Annotated in this window: 16 protein-coding genes; 13 read left to right on the forward strand and 3 right to left on the reverse strand. The window is 50.0% G+C overall.

Annotated elements, in window-relative coordinates:
* The first annotated feature begins 93 nt into the window (after positions 1-93).
* The 9 genes from pepT to ACX9GV_RS11730 all read left to right on the forward strand — a co-directional run bounded on the left by pepT (position 94) and on the right by ACX9GV_RS11730 (position 9089).
* A complete protein-coding gene (gene pepT, locus ACX9GV_RS11690) occupies positions 94-1335 on the forward strand; it encodes a peptidase T (RefSeq protein ID WP_473195638.1) in 1242 nt (413 codons plus the stop codon).
* Between the two features lie 247 nt (positions 1336-1582).
* On the forward strand, positions 1583-2296 hold the full coding sequence (locus ACX9GV_RS11695; protein WP_473195639.1) for a winged helix-turn-helix domain-containing protein: 714 nt from the start codon (positions 1583-1585) through the stop codon (positions 2294-2296).
* A gap of 3 nt (positions 2297-2299) precedes the next feature.
* Complete coding sequence (locus ACX9GV_RS11700; protein ID WP_473198027.1) at positions 2300-3772, forward strand: sensor histidine kinase; 1473 nt, start codon at positions 2300-2302, stop codon at positions 3770-3772.
* Between the two features lie 183 nt (positions 3773-3955).
* On the forward strand, positions 3956-4846 hold the full coding sequence (gene rhtA / locus ACX9GV_RS11705) for a threonine/homoserine exporter RhtA (RefSeq protein WP_037386193.1): 891 nt from the start codon (positions 3956-3958) through the stop codon (positions 4844-4846).
* Positions 4847-5083: 237 nt separating this feature from the next.
* Positions 5084-5551 carry an N-acetylneuraminate anomerase gene (nanQ, locus tag ACX9GV_RS11710; protein ID WP_023490037.1) on the forward strand — a complete coding sequence of 156 codons (468 nt, stop codon included), beginning with the start codon at positions 5084-5086 and terminating at the stop codon, positions 5549-5551.
* 403 nt (positions 5552-5954) lie between these two features.
* Positions 5955-6698 (forward strand): glutamine ABC transporter substrate-binding protein GlnH, encoded by a 744-nt coding sequence (glnH, locus tag ACX9GV_RS11715; protein WP_473195640.1) that lies wholly within the window; start codon positions 5955-5957, stop codon positions 6696-6698.
* 159 nt (positions 6699-6857) lie between these two features.
* A complete protein-coding gene (gene glnP / locus ACX9GV_RS11720; protein ID WP_473195641.1) occupies positions 6858-7517 on the forward strand; it encodes a glutamine ABC transporter permease GlnP in 660 nt (219 codons plus the stop codon).
* Positions 7514-8236, forward strand: a complete 723-nt coding sequence (gene glnQ / locus ACX9GV_RS11725) for a glutamine ABC transporter ATP-binding protein GlnQ (protein WP_473195642.1) — start codon at positions 7514-7516, stop codon at positions 8234-8236. Before glnP ends, glnQ begins: the two co-directional genes overlap by 4 nt.
* 214 nt (positions 8237-8450) lie before the next feature.
* On the forward strand, positions 8451-9089 hold the full coding sequence (locus ACX9GV_RS11730) for a flavin reductase family protein (RefSeq protein ID WP_473195643.1): 639 nt from the start codon (positions 8451-8453) through the stop codon (positions 9087-9089).
* A gap of 28 nt (positions 9090-9117) precedes the next feature.
* Here ACX9GV_RS11730 and ACX9GV_RS11735 read toward each other — a convergent pair whose 3' ends face one another.
* On the reverse strand, positions 9118-9750 hold the full coding sequence (locus ACX9GV_RS11735) for an FMN-binding negative transcriptional regulator (RefSeq protein WP_473195644.1): 633 nt from the start codon (positions 9748-9750) through the stop codon (positions 9118-9120).
* 166 nt (positions 9751-9916) lie between these two features.
* On the opposite strand from ACX9GV_RS11735, the gene ACX9GV_RS11740 reads away from it, so the two are divergent.
* The 4 genes from ACX9GV_RS11740 to ACX9GV_RS11755 all read left to right on the forward strand — a co-directional run bounded on the left by ACX9GV_RS11740 (position 9917) and on the right by ACX9GV_RS11755 (position 17051).
* Positions 9917-10459: a LemA family protein gene (locus ACX9GV_RS11740; protein WP_023492706.1), complete on the forward strand. Its 543-nt coding sequence runs from the start codon at positions 9917-9919 to the stop codon at positions 10457-10459.
* Between the two features lie 2 nt (positions 10460-10461).
* The gene (locus tag ACX9GV_RS11745; protein ID WP_473195645.1) at positions 10462-12543 is read left to right on the forward strand and encodes a DUF2207 domain-containing protein; all 2082 of its coding nucleotides are present in this window, start codon (positions 10462-10464) and stop codon (positions 12541-12543) included.
* 174 nt (positions 12544-12717) lie between these two features.
* On the forward strand, positions 12718-14850 hold the full coding sequence (locus ACX9GV_RS11750; protein WP_473195646.1) for a DUF2207 domain-containing protein: 2133 nt from the start codon (positions 12718-12720) through the stop codon (positions 14848-14850).
* Between the two features lie 176 nt (positions 14851-15026).
* Positions 15027-17051 (forward strand): DUF2207 domain-containing protein, encoded by a 2025-nt coding sequence (locus ACX9GV_RS11755; protein ID WP_473195647.1) that lies wholly within the window; start codon positions 15027-15029, stop codon positions 17049-17051.
* Between the two features lie 21 nt (positions 17052-17072).
* Here ACX9GV_RS11755 and dinG read toward each other — a convergent pair whose 3' ends face one another.
* Both dinG and ACX9GV_RS11765 read right to left on the reverse strand, forming a co-directional pair.
* Positions 17073-19271, reverse strand: a complete 2199-nt coding sequence (gene dinG / locus ACX9GV_RS11760; RefSeq protein WP_473195648.1) for an ATP-dependent DNA helicase DinG — start codon at positions 19269-19271, stop codon at positions 17073-17075.
* Positions 19272-19370: 99 nt separating this feature from the next.
* Positions 19371-20174: a YfaP family protein gene (locus ACX9GV_RS11765; protein ID WP_473195649.1), complete on the reverse strand. Its 804-nt coding sequence runs from the start codon at positions 20172-20174 to the stop codon at positions 19371-19373.
* Positions 20175-20221: the final 47 nt, after the last annotated feature.

Genomic DNA, 20221 nt, shown 5'->3' on the forward strand with positions numbered 1-20221 from the left:
AGCTTACACGAGTAAGTGACTGGGGTGAGCGAGGAAAGCTAACAACCCTGTAGCTTTATTGGCGCCGGGTATATTAATAAAGAAGGAATCACTATGAATACCCCACTCTCCAGTCAATTAACCCAACGCTTCTTTCGTTACTTGGCAATCAGCAGCCAAAGTAACGCCAGCGCGACTACGTTGCCCACCACTCCCGGCCAATTCGCCATGGCCCAAGCGCTGGCAAAAGAGTTGATGCAGTTGGGGCTGGAGGAGATTGTCATTGACGAGCAGGCAACGGTAACTGCGGTTAAAAAAGGGAATGTCCCCTCGGCACCACGGGTTGGCTTTATCACTCATATCGATACCGTTGATGTTGGGTTATCACCGGATATTTATCCACAAATTCTGCGTTTTACTGGGGAAGACCTCTGTCTCAATACGGAGCAAGATATCTGGCTACGAGTGGCAGAACACCCGGAAATTCTGGCCTATCAGGATCAGCAGATCATCTTCAGTGACGGTACCAGTGTGCTCGGTGCCGATAATAAAGCAGCGGTCACCGTGGTGATGACCCTGCTGGAAAACCTGACCGCAGAACAGCGTCATGGGGATATTGTGGTGGCGTTTGTCCCGGATGAAGAAGTCGGTTTGCGCGGAGCAAAAGTACTGGATATTGAGCAACGGTTTAATGTCGACTTTGCCTGGACCATCGACTGCTGCCAACTGGGTGAGATCGTTTATGAGAACTTCAATGCGGCGGCGGCTGAAATCCATTTCACTGGCGTCACCGCCCACCCCATGTCATCAAAAGGGGTACTGGTTAACCCGCTGTTAATGGCGACCGATTACATCAGTCATTTTGATCGCCAGCAAACACCGGAGCACACCGCCGGGCTTGAAGGTTATATCTGGTTTAATGGTATGGAAGCGGGGCAGAGTGAAGCGGTACTACAAGCCAGTATTCGTGACTTTGACAAGGCCAATTTTGAATGCCGCAAACAGCAGATTGCCGAGGTAGCAGAGAAAATTGCCCGTCAATATCCCACTGCAAAAGTGACCTATCAGATCGAAGATATTTATAGCAATATCAGCAATGCCATCGGTGAAGACCGCCGCGCCATTGACCTGTTATTTAAAGCGATGGAAACCCTGGGCATTACCCCAAAACCCACGGCCATGCGCGGTGGTACCGATGGTGCAGCGCTATCAGCCAAAGGTCTGCTAACCCCCAACTTCTTCACTGGCGCCCATAATTTCCACTCGAGATTTGAGTTTTTACCGCTGAAATCCTTCGAAGCCTCTTATCAGGTCGCCTTGCAGCTCTGTTTGTTGACGGCAAAAAATGATGTTTAGTTAGCTATTATAGGCCAGCGTTTATTAAAGGAACGCTGGCCTGGTAGGCTACAATTCCGCCCCTGTAAGGGCGGATTTATTTGTATAACAAGGCAGTACCATAAATCCGCTTTTCGCTCTCCGACTCCTGCAAGTATTTTCGCGATCAGTTCCCCAAGGCCTCACACAAAGTTAAATAAAATGTGATCACTCTGATGTTGGCGGTTGTGTAGACTGCAATAAGGTAAATAAAGAGCGGTGATATAGCATGCAAAAAACAAAACGTATTCTGATTGTCGAGGATGACGCTAATATCGCCGAACTTTTGCAATTACATCTGCGCGATGAAGGCTATGACATCAGTCATGCTGCTGACGGTAATCTCGGTATGGCGATGCTGGAACAAGGGGGCTGGGATGCCTTGATCCTTGACCTGATGCTGCCGGGCATTGATGGCCTGGAGATCTGCCGTCGCGCCCGCAATATGACGCGTTATACCCCGATCATCATCATCAGCGCACGTTCCAGTGAAGTGCATCGGATATTGGGGCTCGAGTTGGGGGCGGACGACTATCTGGCCAAGCCATTTTCTATGCTGGAATTGGTCGCCCGGGTAAAAGCGCTGTTCCGCCGCCAAGAAGCAATGACCCATAACCTACGCATGGAGGCAGGAACATTACGTTGTGCCGGGCTGACTATTGACCCTATCGCCCGCGAAGTTCATCTGAATCAACAGCAGATAGAGCTGACACCGCGTGAATTCGACCTGCTATACTTTTTTGCCCGCCATCCCGGCAAGGTATTTTCTCGTCTCAACCTGCTCAACCAAGTCTGGGGCTACCAACATGAAGGCTATGAGCATACGGTTAATACCCATATCAACCGCCTAAGACTAAAAATTGAACGTAATCCGGCAGAGCCCGAACTGATTATCACGGTGTGGGGCAAAGGCTATAAATTCGTGGCGTCACCGCAAGGATAGATGATGAAAAACCTCACACTAACACAACGCCTGACGCTGGTTTTTGCCCTGCTACTGTTACTTTGCTGTTCACTCTCTGGCCTGCTACAGGTGCGCAGCAGCACGCAATATAGCCATGCAGTGATCCAACAACTTTCGGGCAATCTGGCGCAACATATCGCCACCAGCAATCCGTTGTTAAGTTCAGAAGGCTGGAACAATAAATCCATACGTTCCCTGTTCGATCAACTGATGGCGGTGAACCCCAGTGTGGAGGTTTATCTTCTGGATAAACAAGGCAATATTGTGGCTGATGCCGCACCACAGGGGCATATAAAGCGCCAAAAAGTCGATTTGGCACCCATCCAATCGTTACTTGAGGGCGCACAACTACCGGTTTATGGTGATGACCCACGTAATCTGACCAATAGAAAAGTGTTTAGCGCTGCTCCATTAAAAGTGAATGGCGAGGTGGCCGGTTTCCTCTATGTCGTTCTGCTGGGGGAAGATTATGATGCGCTGGCCAATAACGCGCAGCTCAACGCCACCCTTTACTCGGCACTCTGGTCAATAGGATTAGTGGTGCTGTTCGGGTTGTTGGCGGGGGGTATTGCTTTCCATTGGGTCACCCGCCCTATTCGGCACCTGACTCAGCAGGTTAGCCTGCTCGATAATGAGGGTATCGTTGCTCTGCAAAATTATGCTAATACGCCCGCAGAAAAGCGCAATAACCACCGTGATGAAGTGAGTCTGTTACAACAAGCCTTCCGCCGTATGGCGCTACGTATTACTGAGCAGTGGCAAGCACTGTCACTGCAGGATCAACAGCGGCGCGAATTCATCGCCAATATCTCTCACGACCTGCGTACCCCACTCACCTCGCTACACGGTTATCTGGAAACCCTGTCGGTAAAAGCTGCCAGCCTGACGGAAAATGATCGGCAACGTTACCTGGATATTGCCTTGGCTCAGAGCCGTAAAGTGGGCAATCTGGCACAGGAGTTGTTCGAACTGGCTCGATTGGAATATGGCGTAGTGAAACCGCAGAAAGAACCCTTCTCTTTCAGTGAGCTGGTGCAAGATGTCTTCCAGAAATTTGAGCTGGCGGTGGAAGCGCGTGATCAACAGCTACGGGCCAATATTCAGCCCGGCCTGCCACTGGTCAATGCCGATCTGAGTATGATGGAACGGGTGCTGACCAATTTGCTGGATAACGCCATCCGCCATACCCCGGCAAATGGCCTGATCGAAGTTAAGTTATGGCTACAGGATGACAAAGTCATGGTGCAGATCAATGACAGTGGCCCCGGCATTCCACATGAATTGCGGTCGGACCTGTTTATTCGCCCGTCCATTCTCAGCAACACCCGTCGCCATGTGGGTGGTTTGGGGTTGATGATTGTAAAACGTATTCTGCAACTGCATGGCAGCGATATTATTTTGGTGGAGCAACAAACCGGCGCCTGCTTCCGTTTTCCTATCCCTGTTTATCGTTAGAGCGTTTTAAATGGCAGGTAGTAGGTTGGTTTGCCTGCTGCAATGCGGTGGTATATATCAGCACCAGAATGTACTTCCATCTGGAATAATTACCCCCTAGCAAAAATAATGGGTTGCTTTACACTGGGCAACTGTCGTCGTTGTTTTTACCCCCGAACGCCAAGAAGCAAAAGGTCAAAAAGGATGTCTTCACCTGCTGTCACCGCCAAAGCCTCTTCCACCTTGATACCGGTGTGTTTACTGATTATCGCCATGATCTCAATTCAGAGTGGCGCTTCGCTAGCCAAAACGATTTTTCCACTGATTGGTGCTCAAGGTGTCACCACCCTGCGTTTAGGCATTGGTACCCTGATACTGTTTATTATTTTCCGCCCATGGCGCATGAAGTTTGACGCGGGTAGCCGGTTGCCGCTGTTGATTTATGGCTTGTCACTGGGGGGGATGAATTACCTGTTTTACCTTTCGTTACGTACCGTACCCTTGGGTATTGCGGTCGCACTGGAGTTTACCGGGCCATTGGCGGTGGCGATGTTCTCTTCCCGCCGCCCGATTGATTTTGTCTGGGTGTTGTTGGCAATTGCCGGGCTGTGGTTTTTGCTCCCTCTCGGCCATAACATGGGTCAAATCGACCTTCTGGGTGCCCTTTGTGCGCTGGGGGCTGGTGCCTGCTGGGCCATTTATATTCTCTCCGGCCAGAAAGCCGGCGGAGACCACGGGCCAGGCACGGTAGCGGTTGGCTCATTAATCGCCGCGTTGGTGTTTTGCCCGCTGGGTGCCTGGCAAACCGGCAGTGCACTGCTGAATGTCGATGTGCTCCCCGTGGCCTTGGGGGTGGCCATTCTCTCTACCGCGCTGCCTTACTCGTTAGAGATTATCGCGCTACCTCAAATCCCGGCACGAACCTTTGGTACCTTGATGAGCCTGGAGCCTGCCTTGGCCGCCCTTTCGGGGATGATTTTCCTTAATGAACTTCTTACCCCAATACAATGGCTGGCAATGGCTGCCATTATGGTGGCATCGATGGGTGCCACATTGACCATCAAGCCGAAACCGACGATAGAGAGTCTCTCGTAGCGCTCTTCAAGTCGCAAGGTGATGCAATGGGCGCTGCGGCTTGAATAAATTTGGGTATATCCCCTTCGCCAATCAAACTGCTGCGGTGTTGGCTACACTTGTTCACCCCGGTCACATAGTTATCTATGCTCCCGGGGACTTACTCGTTTGCCGCCTAGCTGCAACTTGATTGCACTTGGGTATATACTCTTTACTGTTTTTGAATCACTATTTCATTTTTCATTATGGAGAATCAGGATGATATACGGCAGTTTAAGCAATCACCATTTCGAGCAAGCACTCTCACCAGTCCTGGTTTCGATTATCGAGAAAGTGCGTCAGTACGATTTTGCCAATTTGTCTTTGGGTCGCCATGACATTGATGGCGATAACGTGTTTATGAATGTGATGGAACTGACCACCAAGCCAGCAGAAAGTAACCGTGCGGAAATCCACCACAAGTATCTCGACATCCAGATCCTGATCAGTGGCGAGGAGCGGTTTGATTTTGGCCTACCTGGCTGTTGGGATAACAGCGATCCTTATAATGAAAGTAAAGACCTGCAAATGCTGGATATCGCGCGCGGCCAGCAAACACTGAACCTGACTCCAGGTATGTTCATCATCTTTTTCCCACAGGAAGCGCACAAACCGGGTTGCCAAGTGGCAGAAGCTCAAAGCATCAAAAAAGCGGTGGTTAAAGTTCGCTACGATTTACTGGATTAAACAGACCCGATTTCATTCAAGTTGCGCTCACTGGGCAACTTGAATGAATACCCCCCTTTTCTATCCCATCTCTTGCCAACCAACCTCACCATTTTGCACCAAATAGCCACACGTTATAGATTAAAAATTGGATTTGGTTATCAAAAATAGATTTTAATGTTAATTAAAGGTTGTTTTTTTATCTATTTCTTGATTAATGGTAAGTCTATTGCACCACTACTGGGGTTTTGCACTATTTTGGTGCCCAATGGTGAGGCGTCAGGATAGTAATTTTCACTCTGAATACAACATCACCACATAACCCTTTGCTTTTTAAATGATTGCAACCTTGGCACGATTCTTCCATGGCACAATCTGCAATATAAAAAATGGGTCATCAACAACCTATCAAGGAACTCCTGTTATGAAGTCTATTTTTAAAGTTTCGTTAGCTGCACTTTCTCTCGCCTTCGCCGTTAGCGCCAACGCCGCCGATAAACTGGTGGTCGCCACCGATACCGCTTTCGTACCGTTCGAATTCAAACAAGGTGACCAATACGTTGGTTTCGATATTGATTTATGGGCGGCGATCGCCAAAGAGCTGAAGCTGGATTACACCCTGAAACCTATGGATTTCAGTGGCATTATTCCTGCACTGCAAACCAAGAATATCGACCTGGCGCTGGCCGGTATCACCATTACCGATGAACGCAAAAAAGCGATTGATTTCTCTGACGGCTATTACAAAAGTGGTCTGTTGGTGATGGTTAACGCTGACAATGACAGTGTGAAAAGCATTAGTGATCTGGATGGCAAAGTCGTCGCAGTGAAAAGCGGCACCGGTTCAGTCGATTACGCCAAGCAACACATCAAAACCAAAGACCTGCGCCAATTCCCTAACATCGATAATGCTTATATGGAATTAGGTACCCAGCGTGCTGACGCCGTACTGCACGACACGCCAAATATCCTCTACTTTATTAAAACCGCCGGTGCTGGCAAGTTCAAAACCGTTGGCGAATCACTGGAAGCGCAACAGTATGGTATTGCCTTTCCAAAAGGGAGTGATGAGTTGCGGGGCAAAGTGAACGCTGCGCTGAAAACGCTGCATGAAAACGGCACCTATAACGAAATTTATAAAAAATGGTTTGGTACCGAACCTAAATAATTGATGAAAAGCTGATTCAAGCTGCGGTTGGTCAAGGCAGATCCTGGTATCTGCCCTGACCTTATTTAAGTCTGCGGCTTGAATAATGGCTAACTATGGGGCATCTGTTCCCACCCTGCTTTATCTGGCCCCCTTATTTGGGGCCCCGGGAGAAATACCATGCAGTTCGACTGGAGTGCCATCTGGCCCGCCATCCCTCTTTTATTAGAAGGCGCCAAAATGACCCTGTGGATATCCGTCCTCGGTCTGATTGGTGGCCTGTTTATCGGCCTGGTTGCCGGCTTCGCCCGTACCTACGGTGGCTGGATTGCCAACCATGTTGCGTTGGTTTTTATTGAAGTGATCCGTGGGACGCCCATTGTGGTCCAAGTGATGTTTATCTATTTCGCTTTGCCCATGGCCTTCAACAGTTTACGTATTGACCCTTTCAGTGCGGCAGTAGTGACCATCATGATCAACTCGGGCGCTTATATTGCCGAGATCACCCGTGGTGCAGTGCTATCTATCCACCAAGGCTTCCGCGAAGCGGGATTAGCGCTGGGGCTGTCACGGCGTGAAACCATCCGCTACGTCATTATGCCGCTGGCACTACGCCGTATGCTGCCTCCATTGGGTAACCAGTGGATCATCAGTATTAAAGATACTTCGCTGTTTATTGTCATCGGTGTTGCCGAACTAACCCGTCAAGGTCAGGAGATTATTGCGGGCAACTTCCGTGCTCTGGAAATCTGGAGTGCGGTGGCGGTTATGTATCTGCTGATTACTCTGGTGCTGAGCTTTGTTCTGCGTCGTCTGGAAAGAAGGATGAAAATCCTGTGATTGAATTTAAAAATGTCTCCAAGCACTTTGGTCCCACCCAGGTGCTACACAATATCGACCTGAAAATTAACCAAGGTGAAGTGGTGGTGATTATCGGGCCTTCGGGTTCCGGCAAATCCACTTTGCTGCGTTGCATCAACAAACTGGAGGAGATCACCAGCGGCGAGCTGATTGTTGACGGCCTGAAGGTGAATGACCCGAAAGTAGATGACCGCAAAATCCGTCAGGAAGCGGGGATGGTATTCCAGCAATTCTATCTGTTCCCCCATTTGACCGCCCTGGAAAATGTCGCCTTTGGCCCCATCCGGGTTCGTGGTTTAAAAAAGGCGGATGCCGATAAGTTGGCGCGTGAACTATTGGCTAAAGTCGGGCTGGCTGAGCGTGCCCATCATTACCCTTCTGAACTCTCTGGTGGGCAGCAGCAGCGGGTAGCCATTGCCCGGGCACTGGCTGTCAAACCCAAGATGATGTTGTTTGATGAACCCACCTCGGCACTGGATCCTGAACTGCGTCATGAAGTGTTAAAGGTGATGCAGGACTTGGCGGAGGAAGGCATGACCATGGTGATCGTCACCCATGAGGTTGGCTTTGCCGAGAAAGTCGCCTCCCGTCTGATCTTTATCGACAAGGGCCGGATCGCTGAAGATGGCAACCCCCATGAGTTGATCAATGACCCACCAAGCCCGCGCTTGCGTGAGTTTTTGCAACACGTGTCCTGATTGATATCACCCCATCCGTTGCCGCTAGAAAAGATGTGCTAAGCGCATTTTCCTCTTCGGCAATGGCTGGGGCACCATCCCTGCCGCCATTTTGGCTATATCCTTCATCCTTCATCCTTCAAGCAACACTAACAGCAAAAAAGCCAGCAAGCTGCTTGCAGCCAACAGTAAAACGGTCAAAATAAGACATTATTCCTGCTTGATAAAAACAGTTATGCATAGCAAACCCTATTATTACTACGAACCTGCCTCCGGGCATGGTCTCGCACACGATCCGTTAAACGCCATTATCGGCCCACGGCCAATCGGCTGGATCTCATCACTCAGCGCTAACGGCCAGCGCAATCTGGCACCCTATAGCTTCTTCAACTGTTTTAATTATCATCCGCCGATCATCGGCTTTGCCAGTGTCGGCTGGAAAGACAGTGTCGCCAACATTGTGGAGACCGGTGAGTTTGTCTGGAACTTAGCCACTCGCCCGCTGGCAGAAGCCATGAACAACAGTTCAGCGGCATTACCCCGAGGGGAGGATGAATTTGCTTTTGCTGGGTTGACCGCCATCCCTGGGCAAAAGGTCAAGGCAGAACGGGTGGCAGAAAGCCCGGTAAACTTTGAGTGCCGGTTAACCCAATGTATCCAGTTGCAAACGGCTAATAGGGAAAACCTGGAGACCTGGCTGGTGTTGGGGGAAGTGGTAGCCGTACATATTGCTACCCACTTACTGGATGAACAGGGTGTCTACCAGACCGCAGCGGCACAGCCGATATTCCGGGCTGGTGGCCCTACCGCCTATTACGGGATCTCTGAACAACACCGGTTTGATCTGGTACGCCCCGATGTACGTAAATCGTAAAACCATCGCTTAATAGCCCATAGCCGGTTTATCGACGCCACTGCTCAATCTCCGCCGCCAACTGCTGTTGTGCGGCATCACCCGCACCGAGTGCGGCGACCACCCCATTGATATCAGCACTATTGCGGTTCTGGCTCATTTTCCATTTACCCTCACGCCGAGTAACGGTGATTTCAACTCCGACAATCGCTTTCATCATGGCTGAAAGATAATCCGCTGGCGCATCTTCAACCTGCCAGGGTTGCTGCTGCTTCGCTTCCTGTTGCGCGGTTAACGCAACCAGTTGTTGGTGCAGCCAGCCTGCCTGTTCTATCACCTTGGGGATGCCCCACATCTGCACCATCGCATAATTCCAGGTAGGAACCACTTTCCCTGTCTGGCGTTTGGTTTCATACCAACCTGGCGAGATATAGCCTTGTGCCCCCTGAAATACCACCAGGCATTCCTGCGCTGATTGCAGTAGTTGCCAATGGGGATTGGCGCGTGATAGATGCGCTCGCAGTATGACCTGGCCTTGATCATCACTATCAACCAGAAAGGGAACCGGGTCTGCCAGCAACCCAAGAGAACTCTGATTGATCAGCAAACCTAAAGGATTGGCGCGCACTAATGCCAATTGGCTGGCTAAGTCGTCTTCACGGAATGCGGCTGGTTGATACATAGGGTGTCAATTCCTTAACGTTGTAGAGGATACTTAGGATGAGTCCCAATTTACCTGATGGTGGCAGTGCAGTAATATAGCGCGTAACTAGCCAATTTACGTCCATCACGCCCTCACCTAAATGAGCTGAGTAGAGAAATTTATCTCGAATTACATAGGTTAAAAAATGGAAATTTATATAGGCCTGGCTGTTATTGCCGTTGTACTTCTCTGGGTAATCATCACCTATAACCGCTTTATCTCCCTACGCCGTTTCAAAGACGAAGCTTGGAGTGGCATTTCAGTACAACTGAAACGCCGTCATGACTTGGCCCCTAATCTGCTCAGTTTGGTGAAGCGTTATGCGCAGCACGAAAAAGAGTTACTGGAAGAGATTGCTCGTCAGCGTAGTAATCTCACTGGCAGCCCGAGTCAAATTGCCGAAGATGAGCGGCAGTATTCAGGGACTCTGGGGCGTATCTTCGCGCTGGCGGAAGCTTATCCGGAACTGAAAGCCAATGAGAACTTTCTCTCTCTGCAACAGACCCTGGCTGAAATAGAAGAGCAACTGCAGATGGCTCGCCGCTATTTCAACGGTACCGTGCGCGATTTAAATATCCTGGTAGAGTCCTTCCCCAGTTTGCTGTTGGCCCGTTTGTTCAATTTTAAAACCGAAGCGTTTTTCGAACTCGACAACCCTGAAGATGCTAGCGTACCTAGGATGGATTAAAAATGGCAAGGTTGCCTGGTAAGTTATTATATGCTGTCTGCCTATTATGGAGCTTGGCCATTGGCTCAGTGTTAGCCAGTGACGTTCTTATCTCGGTCCCGGATAGGCAAACGGATTACACCACCACCATTCAGGCAGCGGATAGCGCTTCAGACTCTCAATCTGTCTATGAGCATATTCTTGCTTTTGATGCCCATGCTCGCTTAAACAGTGATGGCAGCATGGTGATGCGGGAAAATATTAAGGTGCAAGCCCTCGGGCAACAGATCCGTCGGGGGATTTTCCGTACCCTGCCATTACGCTGGGATCGGCAAGATGGCAAAATTTTCAGCGTTGACTATCACATAATCCAGGTGTTGCGTAACGGCGTTCCCGAACCTTATAGCGTGGAAAAATCGGGCGAAACCCTCACAGTACGGATTGGTAGCGCAGAGCAACTGTTGCAACCGGGTGTCTATGACTATGAGATCCAGTATCAGGTCAGTAACCATTTTAGCCGCTTCCCCGAGTGGGATGAACTTTACTGGAACGTCACCGGTAATGACTGGGCCTACCCCATCGATAGCGCTAGCTTCCACCTGGAATTACCCGAAGCCCGTTATTATCTGGATAATAGAAAGCGCGATGGCCGTCTACGCACCATTGATATCTATACCGGTGCGTTTGGGGAAAAACAGCATAATGCCCGCATCCTGCCTGATGGCAGTGTGGTCACCTCACAACCGCTGGCACAAGGTGAAGGGCTGACTGTCGCTTATACCTGGCCCCGCACTATTCTTGCCAATGCGCCGGACCCACAAGCCAGCTCCCCTGTCGCACACTTGCTGTTACCCACCGTAAAAACCTCTGCGCTATGGATACCGGTATTCTTATTGATCGGTTACTGCCTGTTTTGGTGGCGCAAAAATGTGACCGTTCCCGGGTTAAAAATGCCAGCGGTCGTGCCGCTGTTTGAGTTACCCACGGCGTTATCCCCGGGCTATTTACGCTATATCGCGCAACGTAGTTATGATGATATTGCGTTCAGTAGTGATCTGCTCAACCTGGTTGCCAAACGTGGCATTGCTCTTAGCCAAAAAGAGGGGAAATCTTCAGGTTGGGGATTTTTTAAACGGTTGGCAAAACCAGAGCAATGGCTATCGCTGTTACCTAATGCTGGCAATACGCAGTTAAATAACAACGATAAGCAATTGTTGAAAACCCTGTTTGCTGGTGACCACAAAGATATTAATCTCAGTGTGGCCTACCAACGCCCGATGCAGAATGCCCGTATCTGGCTAGAAGAGTGCTGTACAAAACAGAAACCGGCGCTGTTCACTCGATTAGCTAAAGCAGTACGGCGGGCTGTTTACATTCTATTGCTGATCCCTCTCATATGCGGCTTGTTGTTCAACCCTGGCCTCGCCATAGTGACCGCTTTCGCCTTATTAATTCTACTGTTGGGGTTAACCCTACTTTCTCTGCCACTGATGATGTTGTTCAGGCCAAGCTCAGTAATCAGCGATAGCAAAGGTCGCATCCTGTTTTTTATCTTCTTTACCATCTTCGGGCTGGGTCTTATTTTCGCCAGTGCTAACATGATGTTCGTCATGCTAGATACCACCCAATTTCCTGCGGGTTATATTGGTGCGCTGTTGGCGTCCATTCTGCTATGTCTGATCTTTTTCTGGTGTATCCCTCGTTATACGCAGAAGGGGTTAAATGACCTGGCGATAGCCAAAGGACTCAAACTCTACCTGGGTGCGGCAGAAAAGTACCGTTATCAATCCCTTTACCCGCCGGATCAGTTGGTATCGCATTTTGAAAGACTGTTACCTGTGGCCCTGGCCCTCGGCGTGGGTAAAACCTGGGCCGATACCTTTGCCCAGTATCTGATCACTACCGGCACCATGTCCGAGGTGTTTACCCCTACGGATCGAGATAACCTGCATAGGTTCAACCGAGATTGCAGTTCATCCTCCAAAGCGACACCCAGCCCTAGCAGTGGCTCGAGATCATCAAGATCCAGCTCTAGTGGCTCCGGCTCTTCGGGGAGGGGTTCTTCCGGTGGCGGCTCGGGCGGTGGCGGCGGCGGTGGCTGGTAATTGGCATTCCGCTCAGACGTTAACTGATTAAAATAATTGGGTGATATCGCCAAGTTGCAGACAGTAAACCATTTAAATAGCGCTGCAACTTGGATTATTTTGACGAGATGCCGCTTTAAAACTGCGGCTTTTTTCAAGCTTCAAGATGCCCAGTTAAACAGGATAGGTTAAAGAATGGCAGCATGGTTTAGTCAGTTATTATATGGTCTCTGCCTGTTATGCAGCTTGACCATTGGGCCAGCTTTAGCCGCTGATGTTAATATTTTGGCTCCACACAGCTCAATTCAGCCTCCCGAGAACGCGTCTAAGTCTAATTCGGGCTATGAACATATTCTCTCTTTTGACGCCCGTGCTCGTTTCAATCCCGATGGCAGCATGGTGATGCAGGAGAAGATTAAGCTACAAGCCCTCAGGCAACAGATCCATCGGGGGATTTTCCGTACTCTGCCATTACGCTGGAACCGGCAAGATGGCAAACTGTTCAACGTTAACTATCAGATAATCCAGGTGTTACGTAACGGTTTTCCCGAGCCCTATAGCCTGGATAGAACCAATGAAACGCTCACAATACGCATGGGTAGCGCGGATCGACTGCTGCAACCCGGTGTCTATAACTATGAGATCCAGTATCAGGTCAGTAACCATTTTAGCCGTTTCCCCGATTGGGATGAACTTTACTGGAACGTCACCGGTAACGGCTGGGCCTACCCCATCGATCAGGCCAGCTTCCATCTGGAATTACCTGAAGCCAGTGATTATCTGGATAAGAAAGGGCGTGATAGCCGCCTACGCACCATTGATGTTTATACCGGTACCAAAGGGGAAAAACAGCATAATGCCCACATCCTGGCAGACGGTAGTGTGGTTACCTCGCAACCACTGGCGCAAGGTGAAGGGCTGACTGTCGCTTTTACCTGGCCCGGTTCTATTCTGGCCACTGCACCAACCCCACAAGCCAGTTTACCTTTAGCACACTTGTTTTTGCCTACCCTAAAAACCGCAGTGCTATGGATACCCGCGTTATTACTGCTCGGTTACTGCCTGTTTTGGTGGCGTAAAAATGTGTCCGCTCCCGGGTTAAAAATGCCAGTGGTCGTGCCGCTGTTTGAGTTACCTGCAACACTATCACCCGGTTATCTGCGTTATATAACTAAGCGTGCCTATGATGATATTGCGTTCAGTAGTGATCTGCTCAACCTGGTTGCCAAACGAGGTATCGCTCTTACCCAAAAAGGGGACCCATCCGCCGCAAGTGAAGCTTTAAAAACCAGTTCAAATAACGAGCAATGGCTGTCACGTTTACCCGAGGAAGGCAATAAGCAGTTAGATAATAACGATAAGCTGTTACTGAAGATGCTATTTCCAGGCAAGCGTAAAAATCTTAATCTCAGTGTGGCCTATCAGCGCCCAATGCAGAATGCCCGTATCTGGCTAAAAGAGCGCAGCGAAAAACAAAAACCGCAACTTTTCAATCTAGTCGGTAAATCAGTACGACGCGCTATCTACATCCTATTACTGAACCCGGTTATTTGTGGGGTGTTTTTCGACCCGGGTATCGCAATGAAAAGCACGTTCTCCCTATTATTTCTACTGTTGGGGCTAGCGGTGCTTTCTGTGGCGCTGAAGATGTTATTCAGGCTCGGCACAATAATCAGCGACCCAAAAGGTAGCATCCCTGTTTTTATTCTTGTTCTTCTTGTTCTTCTTTTTATCATTTGTATGATCGTCGGGCTGAGTCTGACCTTCACCAGTGGTAGCGCGATGCTCGAGATGTTATCTCTCAGCCAACTTCCGGCGGGTTACATTGGCGCTCTATTGGTGTCCAGCATTCTGTGCGTGAGCTTTTACTGGTTTATCCCTCGTTACAGCCAAAAAGGGTTGAATGACCTGGCGATAGCCAAAGGGTTAAAACTCTACCTGAGTGCGGCAGAAAAATACCGTTATCAATCCCTTTACCCACCGGATCAGTTGGTGTCTCACTTTGAAAGGCTGCTACCGGTAGCCCTGGCGTTAGACGTCGGTAAAACCTGGGCTAATACTTTTGCCCAGTATCTGATCGCTACAGGAGCCATGTCCACCCTGTTTGACCCGACGAATTTGCATAGCCTGCACCATTTCAGCCAGAGCTGCAGTTCATGCTCCAGCCCAACACCCGGCACCAGCAATAGTTCAGATTCATCAGGTTCGAATTCATCAAGTTCAAACTATAGTGGTTCAGGCTCTTCGGATGGGGGTTCGTCCGGTGATGGAGCAGGTGGTGGTGGCGGCGGTGGTGATAGTGGCGGCGGTGATGGTGGCGGTGACTAATCATACCCGTGACGGCAATACGTTAAATGATTAAAATAATTGGGGAATGTTCCCAAGTTGCGGGCAATAACAGCTTTGAATTGCGCTGCAACCTGAATGTTTTTGACGAAATCACTTTTAAGACTACAGCTCTTTTCAAGCTTGCAGATACGCGGCTAAACAGGATGGATTGAAAAATGGCAGGATGGTTTAATCAGTTATTATGTGGTATCTGCCTATTATGGAGCTTGACCATTGGGCCCGCTTTAGCCACTGATGCGGCTGTTTTAGTTCCACGCAGCTCAATTCAGTCACCCGAGAACGCGTCTAAGTCTAATTCGGGCTATGAACATATTCTCTCTTTTGATGCCCATGCTCGCTTCAACAGTGATGGCAGTATGGTGATGCAGGAGAAGATTAAGGTGCAAGCCTTAGGGCAACAAATCCGTCGGGGGATCTTCCGTACCCTGCCATTACGCTGGGACCGGCAAGATGGCAAAATTTTCAGCGTGGATTATCAGATAATCCAGGTGTTACGTAACGGCGTCCCCGAACCTTATAACTTGGAACAAACGGGCAAAACCCTCACAGTACGGATTGGTAGCGCGGAGCAACTGCTGCAACCGGGGGTGTATAATTATGAGATCCAGTATCAAGTCAGTAACCATTTTAGCCGCTTCCCCGAGTGGGATGAACTTTACTGGAATGTCACCGGCAACGACTGGGCTTATCCTATCGACCGCGCCAGCTTCCATCTGGAATTACCCGATGCCAGCCACTATCTGGATAATAAAGGGCGGGATAGCCGTCTACGCACCATTGATGTTTATACCGGTGCGTTTGGGGGAAAAGAGCATAATGCGCGTATCCTGCTTGATGGCAGTGTGGTTACCTCGCAACCACTGGCACAAGGTGAAGGCCTGACGGTCGCTTATACCTGGCCCGGTTCTATTCTGGCCACGGCGCCAGCACCACAAGCCAGTTTACCTTTAGCGCACTTGTTGTTACCCACCGTAAAAACCTCTGCGCTATGGATACCGGTGTTGTTACTTATCGGTTACTGCCTATTTTGGTGGCGCAAAAATGTGACCATTCCAGGATTAAAAATGCCAGCGGTAGTGCCACTGTTTGAGTTACCTGCAACGCTATCACCCGGTTATCTGCGTTATATAACTAAACGTACCTATGATGATATTGCGTTCAGTAGTGACCTGCTCAATCTAGTTGCCAAACGTGGTATCGCTATTACCCAAAAAGGGGATCAATCCGCCGCAAGGAAGGCTTTTAAGAACAGTTCGAAAAACGATCTATGGTTATCGTGTTTATCCGAAGAGGGCAATACGCAGTTAGATGAAAACGATAAGCTGTTACTGAAGATGCTGTATCCAGGCAAGCGTAAAAATCTTAATCTCAGTGTGGCCGAGCAGAGCCCGATGCAGAATGCCCGTAGTTTACTGCAGGAACGCTGTGAAGAGTGGCAAGAAAACTTGTTCAATCGCTGGGGTAAACCCGTAAGGCGCAGTATCTACATCATGCTGCTGATACCGGCGATTTGTGCGGCATGGTTTACCCCTTTGGTGGCGATAGTTACCCTCTTTGCCTTATTTTTTCTATTGTCTGGTTTAGCACTATTCGCTTTGTTCCGTGGTTTGTTACTCAGTAGTGGAAAAGTAGGCATTCTCATTCCGATCTTTTTTTCCTCTACTGGCCTGTTGGCTATCTTTGCCAGCGGAATTTTTATGTTTGCTATGGTGCCATTAGCACAATTCCCCGCTGGCTATATGGGGCCGCTGTTGGTGTCCTGCATCCTGTGTCTGCTTTTTTTCTGGCGTATCCCTCGTTATACCCAGAATGGGTTGAATGATCTGGCGATAGCCAAGGGGTTAAAACTCTACCTGAGTGGGGCAGAAAAATACCGTTATCAATCACTTTACCGCCAAGATCAGATGGTGTCCCATTTTGAAAGGTTGCTACCTGTAGCCCTGGCGCTCGGGGTAGGTAAAACCTGGGCCAATACTTTTGCCCGGTATCTGACCTCTACCGGTGCCATCTCCGAGGTGTTTGACCCGACGAGTTGGCATAACCTGAGCCATTTCAGCCAATCCTGCAGTTCATCCTCCAGTTCAACATCCAGTAGTCGTTCTGGCTCATCAGGTTCTGGCTCTTCAGGTAGGGGGTCTTCCGGTGGCGGCTCGGGCGGTGGTGGTGGCGGTGGCTGGTAACAGCTGTTATGTCATTACAACTTAACGGCGGCGGCGAGCAAACGGGTTTTTACGCTTACTCTCTTTCTTCGCCGCTGCCGCAGCAGACTTCAGTGCTGCCTGATGCGCTTTATCCGCTGGTGGCACTTCACGCTGTTCGATGGGGAACACCGGGAGTGCCGCTAACAGTCGTGGGCCGTAGTTTTTGGTCAGCAAACGGCGATCATAAATCACAATTTCCCCATGGCACTGATTACTGCGGATCAAACGCCCCACCTGTTGGATCAGGTTAAACGAGGCACTAGGCAGGCTTTGTACTTCAAACGGGTAACGGTTAAGTGACTTCAACCACTCCCCTTCGGTGAGGATCACCGGGCTGTCGATAGGTGGAAAAGCGATTTTATGAATATGCACCTGGGTCAGCAGTTCCCCCTTTAGATCCAGCCCTTCAGCAAATGACTGTAACCCGACCAATACGCTGGCGGTGCCTTGCGCTACCCGCTTACGGTGTTCCTCCACCAATCGGTAACGCGGTTGATCCCCCTGAACCAACAACATCAGGCGCAGGTCAGTCACATAGCTGAGGAATGTCTGCATCGCACGGTGGCTGCTGAACAGGATCAGCATCCCTTTGTGTTTCCCACTGGCCTGCTCACCACGGAAAAACCGCGCCATCTCTTCCAGATGTTCTGCTTCATTGGCGATTGCCGGTTCAAAACGCATGGTGGGAATAACAATTTTGCCCTGCTCAATATGATTGAAAGGCGATGTCAGCAGTTCAAAACGATCCCCAGCGGCTTCGCTCAAGCCACTCATCTCCTGTAGGCGCGAAAAGCTATTGAGTGAACGCAATGTGGCGGAGGTAACCACCACATGAGGTACCTTGCGCCACAGTAACTTTTCCAGTTGGTCACTGACGCGGATCCCCACGCAGTGCAGATACAGATGTGTGACATTATCTCGCAGTTCACGGGTCACCCATTTAGAGATCGGCGCATTGGACGATTTCTCCATCGCCGCCAAGCGCCACAATTTACTCATCGCTTCCAGATAACCGTGGGTACGGCTCATTTGAATAATGGCTCGATGCAACCGCACAATATCGTGCTTACCGGTCTGTTCGCTGAGGTCGTTAAGCATAAACTCTGCTAACCCACACAATCCATCGGTCAATTTAAATAGGCGTGCGCAAAGCTCCACCAGCGGTGCGGGGAGTTGCCCCATCTCAAAACGATACTCGGCATTGCTGCTGTCTGGCGGCAGAAACGCACTGACCTGATGCTCAACGTTCTGAATCAGTTCGCGCAACTCTTCACAGTGATTCTTCAAGCGCTCGCTATTGGCTAATCCTGGTGGGTTCTTGGGTTGGTATTGGGCAATGCACTGTTCCACCTGGCGCATTATCATATCCAACTGCGAGTTATTCCACAGTGCGGTGATTTCGCCATCAATTTCCAGTGCATCCCGCGCCACCTCTGGTAAGTGGTGGCCTTCATCCAACACCAGCAGCAACTCTTTAGCGGGGGGTAATACTGACTCGGTTTCCAGCGCAGCCATCACCAACGCATGGTTAGCCACCACGACATCCGCAGTTTCAATCTCTTTACGGGCAATATAGAACGGGCATTCTCGAATGTAGTAACAATTACGCCCCAGGCAGTTGGCCTTATCGGTATTCAGCTTAGCCCACAGCAGATCATCTATAGATTGTTGATAATGGTCACGCAGACCATCCCACTCATGACGACTCAGGGCTTGCGACAATTTCTGGCATAAGGCCAGTTCTTCCCCATTGGAAGGAGCCCGTTCATCGTCATCCAGGTACAGCATCAGATCGCCCTGTTGGGCCACATCGGTGCTCATGGCGGCCAGATTGCGCGGGCAAACATAGCGCCCACGGCCAAATGCCCCGGTAAATTTCAGGTCGGGAATGATCTTTTTCAGTAAGGGGAGGTCTTTACTGTATATCTGATCTTGCAGGGCCACATTCGCGGTGCTGACCACCAGCGGTTTGCTTTGTGCTCGGCCAATGGCGATGCCAGGGATCAGGTAGGAGAGGGTTTTACCCACCCCAGTCGGCGCTTCAATAGCCAAGTGACGCGGATAATCACCTGCCAGTGTTTTAGCGACTTCCGCAATCATCTGCCGTTGAGGTGCACGGGAAATAAAATCCGGTATTTGCTGCTGCAGGGCTTTGTACCACTGGCTAATCTGATCTTTAATTGCGGAGGTGAGCGCCATTCAACACTTATCTAAACAAAATGATGGCGCTATTGTCCCATATAACACCCATGGCGTCAGCCTGAGTTGATACCCGTCGCCAGAACTATCTGGTCAGTTCTAACCCCCACCGCCATAACTGAATTTTTTCACCAATGTCAGTTCGCCCGGATTACGCATTGGCACAATCACCGTTTCCTGTTTCTCATTGGTGGTGCCCTCTTCTGTCACTATGGTGATCTGCGCGGTGGTCAGTATTTGGTCACCTGCACCACCATAATAGTTGACATAGACTAGATACTGCCCGCTTTGTGGCGTGGGTGAAGAGAAGATTTCTGGGCCGTAGCCGGTGGTGACATCAACATCCAATGCACCGCCATTGGTTAAATCGCGACCGCCATACCAGGCATGCCCCCCATCTGGGGTCACCACATGAAGGTCAAGGTCGGTATTATCGCTATCCCATGAGAGTACCACCCGCAAACGCGCCGGGATCGCGCCATGCTCTCTTTGTGCATAGAATTGCGTGCGGTGGCTGGCGGTTCGGTCTGGGCTGCGCAGTTCAACACCATTACTGCCCTGCGGAAAGATATACGGGCGACTAAAGCTGCCATCATCCTGAATTTTTATCGGCATACTGATGCCATTGACGATCAAACGCCCCGGTGGGGTTGTCGTGTTACTGGCCGGTTTAGGGAAATCTTTAATCTGCCCTTTAATCAGCGCTTGTGACGATTGCGTCACCGGTGAGTTGACCGATGACGCGGGATAATTAACCTGTTGTGAGAAATCCGCCCCCTCACCAGAAGTGCTATGCCATCCCGCCAGTGGGCTATCAATTTCAACACGCTGCTGGGCCACCACTGCCGTCGCGGTGACCATTAATAATAACGCGCCTGCCTGGCACAACCGATGAATCATCATAGTGATATCCTGAAAAACATATAAACCATTAAGCAAACCCTAGCGAC

The organism is Serratia sp. 25CWL12 (assembly GCF_055790885.1).